General features: G+C 65.3%; 9 protein-coding genes and 2 tRNA genes. 10 read left to right on the top strand and 1 reads right to left on the bottom strand.

The features are described 5' to 3' along the window. The first annotated feature begins 54 nt into the window (after window positions 1-54). From upp to AC1RQK_RS19280, 8 genes are all read left to right on the top strand, one after another. Window positions 55-714: a uracil phosphoribosyltransferase gene (gene upp, locus AC1RQK_RS19315; RefSeq protein WP_174427839.1), complete on the top strand. Its 660-nt coding sequence runs from the start codon at window positions 55-57 to the stop codon at window positions 712-714. Continuing rightward, window positions 714-1,430, top strand: coding sequence for a TetR/AcrR family transcriptional regulator (locus AC1RQK_RS19310; RefSeq protein ID WP_043355603.1), 717 nt, complete (start codon window positions 714-716; stop codon window positions 1,428-1,430). The genes upp and AC1RQK_RS19310 overlap by 1 nt, the downstream gene beginning before the upstream one ends. Next, the gene (locus AC1RQK_RS19305) at window positions 1,420-2,427 is read left to right on the top strand and encodes a BMP family protein (RefSeq protein WP_492810558.1); all 1,008 of its coding nucleotides are present in this window, start codon (window positions 1,420-1,422) and stop codon (window positions 2,425-2,427) included. Before AC1RQK_RS19310 ends, AC1RQK_RS19305 begins: the two co-directional genes overlap by 11 nt. A gap of 106 nt (window positions 2,428-2,533) precedes the next feature. Beyond that, window positions 2,534-4,126: an ABC transporter ATP-binding protein gene (locus tag AC1RQK_RS19300; RefSeq protein WP_492810556.1), complete on the top strand. Its 1,593-nt coding sequence runs from the start codon at window positions 2,534-2,536 to the stop codon at window positions 4,124-4,126. Continuing rightward, complete coding sequence (locus AC1RQK_RS19295; protein ID WP_492810554.1) at window positions 4,116-5,207, top strand: ABC transporter permease; 1,092 nt, start codon at window positions 4,116-4,118, stop codon at window positions 5,205-5,207. Before AC1RQK_RS19300 ends, AC1RQK_RS19295 begins: the two co-directional genes overlap by 11 nt. After that, complete coding sequence (locus AC1RQK_RS19290) at window positions 5,204-6,169, top strand: ABC transporter permease (RefSeq protein ID WP_492374715.1); 966 nt, start codon at window positions 5,204-5,206, stop codon at window positions 6,167-6,169. Before AC1RQK_RS19295 ends, AC1RQK_RS19290 begins: the two co-directional genes overlap by 4 nt. Before the next feature lie 36 nt (window positions 6,170-6,205). Further along, a complete protein-coding gene (locus tag AC1RQK_RS19285; protein ID WP_492810552.1) occupies window positions 6,206-7,477 on the top strand; it encodes an amidohydrolase family protein in 1,272 nt (423 codons plus the stop codon). A gap of 100 nt (window positions 7,478-7,577) precedes the next feature. Further along, window positions 7,578-7,664, top strand: a tRNA-Leu gene (locus AC1RQK_RS19280). Between the two features lie 255 nt (window positions 7,665-7,919). Here the strand turns inward: AC1RQK_RS19280 and AC1RQK_RS19275 are convergent. After that, window positions 7,920-9,008 carry a sterol desaturase family protein gene (locus tag AC1RQK_RS19275; protein ID WP_492374716.1) on the bottom strand — a complete coding sequence of 363 codons (1,089 nt, stop codon included), beginning with the start codon at window positions 9,006-9,008 and terminating at the stop codon, window positions 7,920-7,922. 599 nt (window positions 9,009-9,607) lie between these two features. On the opposite strand from AC1RQK_RS19275, the gene AC1RQK_RS19270 reads away from it, so the two are divergent. After that, window positions 9,608-10,387: a hypothetical protein gene (locus AC1RQK_RS19270; protein WP_492810550.1), complete on the top strand. Its 780-nt coding sequence runs from the start codon at window positions 9,608-9,610 to the stop codon at window positions 10,385-10,387. 62 nt (window positions 10,388-10,449) lie between these two features. Continuing rightward, a tRNA-Arg gene (locus AC1RQK_RS19265) sits at window positions 10,450-10,526 on the top strand. Window positions 10,527-10,998 lie beyond the last annotated feature (472 nt).

Below are 10,998 nucleotides of genomic sequence, written 5' to 3'. Positions count from 1 at the left end.
GACAGCATGAGCAACCAGCAAGTGCTATCCGCTATCGCCCTCCAGGAGCGCATCATGACCGACCTCTCCGCCGTACCGCCCGCCACTGCGTCCGTGATGGTAGTGGATCATCCGCTCGTGCAGCACAAGGTCACGCTGGTCCGCAGCGAAGACACCACCACCGACAATTTCCGCCGGCTGGTGCGCGAGATCAGCCAGCTGCTGACCTACGAGGCGACCCGCGACCTGGCGATGGAGACCATCGCCATCAAGACGCCGATCGCGCCCATGCAGTCGCCGGTGCTCTCGGGCAAGAAGCTGTGCCTGGTGTCGATCCTGCGGGCCGGCAATGGTTTCCTGGATGGCATGCTGGACTTGCTGCCGGCCGCGCGGGTCGGGCATATCGGCCTGTACCGCGACCCGGAAACGCTGGAGCCGATCGAGTACTACTTCAAGATGCCGGAAGACATCCATGAGCGGCTGGTGATCGTGGTCGACCCGATGCTGGCTACCGGCAACTCCGCCATCGCCGCGCTCAACCGCTTGAAGGAAGCCGGCGTGAGCACGCTCAAGTACGTGTGCCTGATCGCTTCGCGGCAGGGTTTGAAGGCCTTGCGAGCGGCGCACCCCGACGTTGCCATCGTCACCGCGGCCATTGACGAGGAACTCAACGAGCACGGCTACATCGTGCCGGGCCTGGGCGACGCCGGCGACCGCCTCTACGGCACCAAGTAATGGGAGCGCCGGCTACGGCGCCACCGCCATGCTTTCCGCCGCCGCGGGAAGTGGCGGGGGGGCGCATCCGCCAGGAGAACGAGGCGCTGATCTTGCGCGCGGCCGAATACGTGTTCGCCCGGGCCGGGTTTGCCGGCGCGACCATGAACGAGATCGCCACGCGCGCCGGCGTGCCGAAGTCCAACCTGCATTACTACTTCCGCACCAAGCAGGCGCTATATCGGGCCGTGCTGGCGCATACGCTCGCGCTGTGGCTGTCCGAGACCGACATCATCGGCGCGGAGCAGCGGCCCCAGGTGGCACTGGAGCAGTACATCCGCGCCAAGATGCGGCTGTCTGCCAGCCATCCGGATGCCTCGCGCGTGTTTGCCAACGAATTGCTGCACGGTGCGCCGGAGATCCGCGACGTGCTCAGCGGTGCGCTGCGCGCGCTGGTGGCGCGCAAGGCCGGCGTGATCCGGGAATGGATCGCGCGCGGCGAGATGGCCAGCGTCGATCCGCAGCACCTGTTTTTCACAATCTGGGCCGCCACCCAGACCTATGCCGATTTTGAGTCGCAAGTTTGCGCCGTGCTTGGGGTGAGCCACCTGGGCCAGCGCGATTATGAACAGGCCACCGACCACCTGGTGCGGCTTTTGCTGCGCGGTTGCGGGCTGGAACCGGCTGGCCTGGCCGTGGAGTTATCGTCAACAAGGGGAGAGAGCCATGAGTTTTGAGGGTAAGCGCAGGTCCTGGTTGAAATTCGCGGCGGCTGCCGCCAGCGTGGCCGCACTCGGTGGCGTCGTGCCGGCGCAGGCGCAGGCCAAGCTGAAGGTGGCGGCGGTATACACCGTGCCCGTCGAGCAGCAATGGGTGTCGCGCATTCACAAGGCGCTCAACGAGGCCAAGGCGCGCGGCGAGATCGACTATGTGTTCTCGGAAAGCGTGTCCAACGCCGATTATGAGCGCGTGCTGCGCCAGTACGCGGAGCAGGGCTCGTCGCTGATCCTGGGCGAATCGTTCGCCGTCGAGGCGGCCGCGCGCAAGGTGGCCAAGGACTATCCCAAGACTGCGTTCCTGATGGGCTCTTCCGGCAAGCCGCAGGCGCCTAACTTCTCGGTGTTCGACAACTACATCCAGGAGCCGTCCTACCTCAGTGGCATGATCGCCGGCGGCATGACCAAGACCAACCATATCGGCATGGTGGGTGGCTACGCCATCCCCGAGGTCAATCGGCTGATGCACGCCTTCATGGAAGGCGCGCGCGAGGTCAATCCCAAGGTGAAGTTCACGGTCAGCTTCATCGGCTCGTGGTTCGATCCGCCCAAGGCCAAGGAAGCGGCCTTCGCCATGATCGACAAGGGCGCCGACGTGCTCTACGCCGAACGCTTTGGCGTATCCGACGCCGCGAAGGAAAAGGGCAAGCTGGCGATCGGCAATGTCATCAACACGCAGCCGCAGTATCCCGCTACCGTGGTGGCCTCGGCGCTGTGGAACATGGAGCCCACCGTGGGCGCCGCACTCGGCAAGGTCAAGGCCGGCCAGTTCAAGAGCGAGGACTACGGCCCTTATTCGCTGATGAAGTTCAAGGGCGCGGAACTGGCGCCGCTGGGCACGTTCGACGGCAAGGTGCCCGGTGATGTGATGACCAAGGTCAAGGCGAAAGAGAGGGCGATCCTCGATGGCAAGTTCGCGGTCAAGGTGGTGGAAACGGAGCCGAAGTCGTCGCAGTGAGGTGGCCAGAGCCACTTGAAGTGCCCGGCTGCGTTTGCTCCCCCCGCCCGCGTTTGGGCTAGGGGAGCAAACCGTCGACGCTTTTAAACGCCATCATCAGCCATCCATGCTCACCCCTATCCTGCGCCTTGCCGGCATTACCAAGCGATTCGGCCCGCTTGTGGCCAACGACGATATCTCGCTGGAGTTGCAGCGCGGGGAGGTGCTGGCCTTGCTGGGCGAGAACGGCGCCGGCAAGAGCACGCTGGTCAGCATACTGTTCGGGCACTACGTGGCCGACGCCGGCACGGTGGAGGTGGACGGCCAGCCGTTGCCGCCCGGCCAGCCGCGCGCGGCGCTGGCAGCCGGCATCGGCATGGTGCACCAGCATTTCACGCTAGCCGACAATCTCTCGGTGCTGGACAACATCATGCTCGGCACCCAGCCGCTGTGGCAATGGCGCCTGGAGCGGCGCGCCGCGCGCGACAAGGTGATGGCCCTGGCTGCGCGCTTCGGCCTGGCGGTGCGCCCCCAGGCAACGGTCGGTGAGCTGTCGGTGGGAGAGCGCCAGCGCGTGGAGATCGTGAAGGCGCTGTATCGCGGCGCCCGCGTGCTGATTCTCGATGAGCCGACTGCCGTCTTGACGCCGCACGAGGCCGAGACGCTGTTCTCCACGCTGGCGCAACTGATCGCCGAAGGATTGTCAGTGATTTTTATCAGCCACAAGCTTGACGAGGTGCTGCGTGTTTCCGACCGCATCGCGGTACTGCGCGGCGGCAAGCTGGTCGCGCAGTGCGCAGCGGCGCAGACCACCAAGGCTGAACTGGTGGAGTTGATGGTCGGCCGCGTGGTAGCGATGCCGGAACGCGCGGCGCGGCCGAGTGTCGAGGATGGCGCCAATGGCAACGCGGCGCCACCCGTGTTCGCGCTGGAGCACGTAGGCGCGCGCGCTGCCAACGGGCGCGCGCTGCTGCGCGAGGTCAGCCTGCAGGTGCGTGCCGGCGAGATCGTCGGCATTGCCGGTGTCTCAGGCAACGGACAGGCCGCATTGGCGGAGCTGGCCAGCGGTACGCTGGAGGCTAGTGAGGGGCGTGTCACCTTGGCAGGCAAGCCGATGCCCGCAAAGCCCCGCGCATGGATTGGGGCTGGCGTGGCACGCGTGCCGGAGGATCGCCATGCGATCGGCGTGGTGGGCGATCTTGCCGTGTGGGAGAACGCCGTTAGTGAACAACTCAGCGAGCCGCGCTTTTCGCGCTGGGGTGTCATCCGGCGCGCCGCCGCGCAGCGCTTCGCGCGGGACCTGGTCGCGCGTTTCGATGTGCGCACCGCCGGCATCGATGTGCCGGCGCGAACCATGTCGGGCGGCAATATGCAAAAGCTGATCCTGGGCCGGGCGCTCTCGGTGCGCGGCGAAGGCAGCGCGCCAAGGCTGGTGGTGGCCAGCCAGCCAACCTGGGGACTCGATATCGGCGCGGTGGCCTATGTGCGCGCCCGCCTGCTCGAGGCTGCGCGCGAAGGCGCTGCCGTACTGCTGATCTCGGAGGACCTGGATGAGCTGCACGCGCTGGCCGATCGCATCGCTGTGATGCATGCCGGACACCTGACCGAAGCCCGGCCTACGGCGGCGTGGACGCTGGGCGAGCTCGGCCTGGCCATGGCCGGCTCGGGCGGTGGCCAGCACGCGCAAGCGGGCAAAGAGGAGGTGCTCCATGCGGCTTGAGGCCCGAACCGGCGTTTCGCGCGTGGCCATGCTGGCGGCGCCCATCGTCGCCATCCTTGCCACGCTGCTGATCTGCGCCTTGCTGGTGCGCTGGGCCGGCGCACCGGTGGGACGTGCCTATGCGCTGCTGCTGGAAGGCGGCTTCGGCTCGCGTTTTGCGTGGTCGGAAACGCTCACGCGCGCCACGCCGCTGATCCTGACCGGTTTGTCGGTGGCGGTGGCCTTTCGTGCGCGGCTGTTCAATATCGGTGCGGAAGGGCAACTCTATCTCGGTGCGCTGGCCGCCGTGGCGGTTGGCGGTCAGGTCGATGGCGCGGTTGCGCCCTGGGCGCAGCAACTGCCCATGGGCTTGCTCTTTGTCCTGATGGTGGTGGCGGGCATGCTGGCCGGCGCCATGTTGTTGCTTGGGGCCGCGTGGCTCAAGACCCGGCTCGGTGTGGATGAGGTGGTCACGACCCTGCTGGCCAATTTCATCGTGCTGCTGTTTGTCTCGATGATGCTCGATGGCCCGATGAAAGACGCCACCGCGATGGGCTGGCCGCAATCGGTGGCGCTGGTGCCGGAGCTTGAGCTGGCCAAGCTGGTGGAACGCTCGCGCGTGCACAGCGGTTTGTTGCTGGCTTGCGCGCTGGCCGTGATTCTGTGGGCGGTCAACCGCTTCACGGTGTTTGGCCTGCAGATGCGGGCGGTAGGCGCAAATGCACGGGCCGCGGCCTTCGCCGGCATGCCGGTGCGCAGGGTGACGATGTGGGCCGCGTTGTTGTCCGGCGGGCTTGCGGGGCTGGCGGGCGTGGTGGAGGTGGCCGGGCGCACCAGCTACCTCACGCTCGATATTTCTCCCGGCTATGGCTATGCGGGCGTGGTTATCGCCATGCTGGCGGGGCTGCATCCGCTTGGCGTGGTGGCGGCGTCGGTGTTCGTGGCCGGGGTGTTGGTGGGGGCGGATGGCATGAGCCGCGCGGTGGGCGTGCCCAACAGCATTGCCGACGTGATCGTGGCGGTGGCGCTGCTCGCGATGCTGGTGGCGACCATGCTGACACGCTACCGCATCCGCTTCGATGCCCCGGGTAAGGTGGCCTGATGGAACTGCTCGATATCGTGGCCTCGGCGCCCTTCTGGATCGCGGTACTGCGCGTGGCTACGCCGCTGATCTTCGGCACGCTGGGCGTGCTGCTGTGTGAGCGTGCCGGCGTACTCAACCTTGGCATCGAGGGCATCATGGTGGCTGGCGCTTTCGGTGGCTGGCTGGCCGTCTATCACGGTGCGCCGCTATGGGGCGGGGTGGCGGTGGCAGCCGGTGTCGGGCTGGCCTTCGGGCTGCTGCATGGCTGGCTGACCGTGAGTCTGGCGCTGTCCCAGCATGTGGCTGGGCTGGGCGTGACCATGCTGGCCACCAGCCTGTCCTACTATGCCTACCGGCTCGGCTTTGCCTCGGTGTCCGCGCCGCCCACCATCATGCCCTTTGCCCCGATGCACTGGATCGGCGGCATTCCGCTGATCGGCGGTATGTTGAGCCCAGTGTTTGGCGAGGAGACCGCATTGACGCTGCTGGCGCTGGGGCTGGTGCCGGTGGTGGCCTGGCTGCTCTACCGGACGCCGCTCGGGCTGGCCGTACGCATGGTCGGCGAGAATCCCGCCGCGGCGCAGGGGCAGGGGATTCGCGTAGGCGCGATGCGTATCGGTGCGATCATGGCGGGCTCCGCCCTGATGGCCGTGGGCGGCGCGTTCCTCACGCTATCCGCGTTCAACGCATTCTTCTTTAACATGATCAACGGCCGGGGCTGGATCTGCGTGGCGCTGGTGGTGTTTGCTTCGTGGCGGCCGGGCCGCGCGCTGGCCGGCGCCTTGCTGTTCGCCGCCTTCGACGCGCTGCAGCTGCGCCTGCAGCAAAGCGGCGCCAGCCTGCCCGGCTTGCCGCCGCTGCCTTACCAGCTTTACTTGATGTTGCCGTATATGCTGTCGATCCTCGCGCTGGTGCTGGTGGCGCGCCGCGCCGCCTACCCACAGGCGCTGATGAAGCCCTATCGCAAGGGTGAACGCTGATTCCAGGCAAGCAATCATAATGACAAGGCCCGCACCATGCTCGACCTGATCCTACGCAACTGCACGCTCCCCGATGGCCGCGCCGGCATCGACATCGGCATCCTGGGCGATCGCATCAAGGCGGTGGAACCGGCGCTCAAGGCGCCTGCCGCTGCCGAGGTCGATGCTGCGGGGCAACTGGTGACGCCGCCATTTGTCGATGCGCATTTCCACATGGACTCGACGCTGTCCTACGGCTTGCCGCGCATCAACCAGTCCGGCACGTTGCTCGAAGGCATCGCGCTATGGGGCGAGCTCAAGCCGCTGCTGACGCAGGACGCCATCGTCGAGCGCGCGCTGGCCTATTGCGACTGGGCGGTGGCCAAGGGCCTGCTGGCGATCCGTTCGCACGTCGATGTGTGCGACCCGCGCCTGCTTGCCACCGAGGCGCTGCTGCATGTGCGCGAGAAGGTCCGGCCTTACCTTGACCTGCAACTGGTGGCCTTTCCGCAGGACGGCGTGCTGCGCGCGCCGGGCGCGCTCGACAATCTCAAGCGGGCGCTCGGCATGGGCGTGGACGTGGTGGGCGGCATCCCGCATTTCGAGCGAACCATGGCTGATGGCGCCGAGTCCGTGCGCATCCTGTGCGAGCTGGCCTGCGAGCGGGGCTTGCGGGTGGACATGCACTGCGACGAGAGCGACGATCCGATGTCCCGTCATATCGAGACGCTGGCCTGCCAGGCCGTGCGCCTTGGCTTGCAGGGCAGGGTGACGGGCTCGCACCTGACCTCGATGCATTCGATGGACAACTACTACGTCTCCAAACTGATCCCGCTGATTTGGGAGTCGGGCGTGGCGGCCATCGCCAACCCGCTGATCAACATCACACTGCAGGGCCGGCACGATAGCTATCCGAAGCGGCGAGGCATGACCCGTGTGCCGGAGCTGCTGGCCGCCGGCGTGCCGGTGGCGTTCGGCCACGATTGCGTGATGGACCCGTGGTACAGCCTGGGCTCGGGCGACATGCTGGAGGTGGCGCATATGGGGCTTCACGTGGCCCAGATGACCGGGCAGGACGCCATGCGCGCGTGCTTTGCTGCCGTCACCGAAACGCCGGCGCGCATCCTCGGCCTGGAAGGCTATGGCATCACGCCGGGCTGCCGGGCCGACCTGGTGCTGCTGCAGGCACGCGATGCGGTCGAGGCGATCCGGCTGCGCGCCACCCGCCTGCTGGTGTTGCGGGCCGGCAAGGTGGTGGCGAGCACGCGTCCCGCCACGGCCACCTTGCACCTGGATGGCAGGCCTGGGCACGTCTGTTTTCAGCCTTGATCGCGGCCTCCAAAGAAATTTCAGGGCAGGAGTTGACAGCAGATTCCGTGTTCTGCATAATGTCGTTCTTCGCGGTGCTGCGGCAAAGCAGCAAAACGAAGCCCAGATGGCGAAATTGGTAGACGCACTAGGTTCAGGTCCTAGCGGTGGCAACACTGTGGAGGTTCGAGTCCTCTTCTGGGCACCAAGACTCGATGAAAAAGGCCGTTGCTTATGCAGCGGCCTTTTTCTTTTGTGCCGCGCTTTCATGCGGTTGCTAGCCAGGCGGCATCCGGCACATTTCAGGGCGCCGCCGCCCATGGCGGCCTACTCTCCGCACTCCACGCACGCCACTTGGTCTCGCCCCCATCCGCGATGGGACGGCGGCCGGCATAAAACATCGCCGACCTGCGGGGCTTCGATCTCGGGTGGGCGTACGTCGATGCCAGCATGCCGAACCGTCTTATGCCTCGTCGTCCTTGCGTGCTGGTGGCATCGGCCGGAAGGGGAATAGCTGCTGGCGCACGAAGCCGTCCGGCATGTAGTCGCCGACTACGCCGTATTTTTCGGGGAAACGCTTGCCGGATTTCACCGCGGTGCCAAACAGGTAGTCGAGAAAGGCATAGTGCGCCGAGTAGTTCTTGTCGATCGCCTCATCATCCGACGCATGGTGCCAGTGATGGAAATCCGGCGTGACCACCAGGTAGCGCAGCGGGCCCCACGGCAGGTGGACATTGGCGTGGTTGAACACCGCCTGGAAGCCGACGATGATGATGTACGCGTCGATGACGCCCTTGTTGAAGCCCAGCACGTAGAGCGGCGCCAGCACCAGCACGCGCGTGAACACCAGTTCCAGCATGTGCTGGCGCGAGCCTGCGAGCCAGTCCATGGTCTTGGTGCTGTGGTGCACGGCGTGGAATTTCCACAGGAAGGGCACCTCGTGATACGCGCGGTGGGTCCAGTACTGCGCCAGGTCGGCCGCGAGTATGCACAGCAGCAGTTGCAGCACGAAGGGAATGCCCCCCACGAACGCGTGCACGCTGTCGCGCACCAGCCAGCCAAACAAGCGGAAGATCAGGAAGTTGACCGTCAGCAGGATCAGCCCAACGATGAAGTGGTTGACCGCGAAGTGCACCAGGTCGGTCTGCCATTCGCGCCGGAACACGGCCTGCCCGCGATAGAGCGGGAACATCTTTTCGATCACCACGAAGATCAGCGTCGAGCCGAGCAGGTCGAGGATGAACCAGTCCAGGCCGATGTACGGCGTGTGGTCCGGGAAGTCGCCCACGGCTACGCGTGAGCCGCCCAGCGCCACCGCCAGCGCTACCAGTGCGAATGCCGCGGCGTTCAGGCTGCGCTTGCGGCCCAGCACCAGGTTGCTCAGCGACATGCCGCCGGACACCAGCAGCGCGGCAAACAGCACGTGACGCAACACGTCGACCGAATACTTGTGGCGTAGCTCGGGCGTGGTCAAGTATTGCGGGAAATGGAAGGCAATCACGCCCAGCAGGCTCAGCCCGCCCAGGGCCAGCGCAAGGATGGCGGTGATCATGCCGCGCCCGGCTTCGAGCTCGCCGCTGCTGCCCAGCAGTTCGCGGGTCTCGCGCAGGACGTTGTGCACCGGGGCGATCGGCAATTTGCCGGCGGCGCCGTTCTGTTTCATTTTTGAAGCATCGGGCTCGCCAGGATTGCCAGGCCTGTCAATGGGGTCGTTGGTCATCAGGATCTTCCGCTGTTCCGTTGTTTCGCTTCTTCTTGTGCTGCTACGGCAGGCTCGCCGGGCTTTCGTCCTGCGTCCCGGCGGCCAGCCGCGATCCTAGCGGAGCGCCCCCGGTTTGCATAGCGATGTGGCGAGCGGGCGGAACCTGCCGGCCGCTCGCCAGGCAGCCCTGTACGGCGCCGCACGCAAGGCGCGCCCAGCCCCTAACGCTTGCGCCTTGTTTGACCTATGCTCAAAAGCAGAGTCGACATGGTTCATTTCAGCCAGGGGTTGCAGTCATGGCCAGGAGTGTGTCATCTGCGAGCGCGACGCAGGGTGGTGCAGGCACCGCAGGGACCAGGCTTTGCACATACGCTGCCCATCCCCATCCCCATCCCCATCCCCATCCCCATCCCCATCCTTGCCGGCTTTGTTGCTGCTCGATCCTTGCTATGTTGGTGGCCTCCCTGGCGCAGGCCGAAGAGCGTCCCTCCGGCAGCAACGCTGGCCTCGGCTGGGATCAGCTCGAACCCGATTCAGTTGCGCGACTTGCCAGCGAATCCCAGTCGCCGGTGGCGCCGGCCAGCGGTGGCGATGTGCAGGCACCGCTGGTCGCGTCGATCGGCAAGTGGTCCTCCTGGGGCGGCAGTACTTCAACTGCATCGGCTCCGCCCAGCGCGGACAACGATGCCCCCGGGCTTTCGGCGGCCTTGCGCGATCCGGTTTATGCCGAACCCGTCAGCCGGCCGCGACACGCCGAGTTCTTCCTGCGGCTGGACGATGCCACTTCGGCCACCGGGTTTGTTGGCGGCCGGATGCAAAGCATGGCGCTCGCGCTGGATACCGTATTGCCTCGCAGCGGCGGCCTGACGATACAGCCGCGCTTGCAACTCGCCTATCAGCCCGGCCTCGATAAGAACGCAACCGGTTTTCTCTCCGGACAGCCGGCGGACGCAAGCGCCGCGGAGGTGGTGGTGCGGGTCTACCGGACGCAGCCAACCCGGCTGACCGGCGTCGGCGGGGTCTACCCCTTCGTCGAGGCGGATCTTTGGCAGGACCGCAAGCAGGTGATCAATATCAATGGCACCCGCATCGATCCCGACATGTTGCGTGGGCTGCTTTCCGTCAACCTTGGCGCGCACGGCAGCACGAACGGGGGCGTCAAGCTCTGGGTCAAGCTGAAAGCCGGGCGCAATCCTGGGGGCACGCTGGGCGCGCGCTATCGCTGGTAGCCAGGGCGGGCAAGAAGGGGCTTGCATTTTTCTCTCACTGCGCTAGAATGCCGTCTTCGCGTGCGGCTGTAGCTCAGTTGGATAGAGTACTTGGCTACGAACCAAGGGGTCGTGGGTTCGAATCCTGCCAGCCGCACCACTTATTCTGAGCAGTAAAAGAAGCACAAAAAATGGCCTGAAGCGTTAAGCGCTCCAGGCCATTTTTTTGTGCTTGCTTGGGCTCTTCCCGAAAGTGCGCTACAAAGGGTGACCAAAAAGGCGCTCATAATATTTCCCGGAAAGGGCTTGTCAGGCTGGTCTGGCCCCTTTAGTATTCGCCCCCTCGCAACACGACAACGCGCTGCAAAGCAGGCGGAGCAAGGGTTGTGGGGTTAGCGGCAAGGGCGGGCAAAGCAGAAATAGCAAAGCTTCCCGAAGCAGCAAAAGATTAAAAGTGTTTGACGAAACGTAGAAAGTTCTTTATAGTCTCGTTTCTCTGCTGCAGCAAACGCAGCGACGCGGTAAGCAAAGCAAACCGCGGCCAGTTCTTTAACAAACAAACAAACAACCGATAAGTGTGGGCGCTTGATAGCGGATGCGGAAGACTTCGGTCTTTTAGCTTACAAGTTATA

The sequence above is a fragment of the Cupriavidus sp. GW822-FHT02D05 genome (assembly GCF_058802485.1).
The sequence above is the reverse complement of the archived record's forward strand: the minus strand, read 5'-3'. Positions and strand labels throughout refer to the sequence as shown.

Bases quoted from the DNA above. Each gene is read 5' to 3' on its own strand.
- upp (WP_174427839.1), top strand. From the start codon at position 55: ATGACCGACCTCTCCGCCGTACCGCCCGCCACTGCGTCCGTGATGGTA.
- AC1RQK_RS19300 (WP_492810556.1), top strand. From the start codon at position 2,534: ATGCTCACCCCTATCCTGCGCCTTGCCGGCATTACCAAGCGATTCGGC.
- AC1RQK_RS19305 (WP_492810558.1), top strand. From the start codon at position 1,420: ATGAGTTTTGAGGGTAAGCGCAGGTCCTGGTTGAAATTCGCGGCGGCT.
- AC1RQK_RS19285 (WP_492810552.1), top strand. From the start codon at position 6,206: ATGCTCGACCTGATCCTACGCAACTGCACGCTCCCCGATGGCCGCGCC.
- AC1RQK_RS19270 (WP_492810550.1), top strand. From the start codon at position 9,608: ATGTTGGTGGCCTCCCTGGCGCAGGCCGAAGAGCGTCCCTCCGGCAGC.
- AC1RQK_RS19295 (WP_492810554.1), top strand. From the start codon at position 4,116: ATGCGGCTTGAGGCCCGAACCGGCGTTTCGCGCGTGGCCATGCTGGCG.
- AC1RQK_RS19310 (WP_043355603.1), top strand. From the start codon at position 714: ATGGGAGCGCCGGCTACGGCGCCACCGCCATGCTTTCCGCCGCCGCGG.
- AC1RQK_RS19275 (WP_492374716.1), bottom strand. From the start codon at position 9,008: ATGATCACCGCCATCCTTGCGCTGGCCCTGGGCGGGCTGAGCCTGCTG.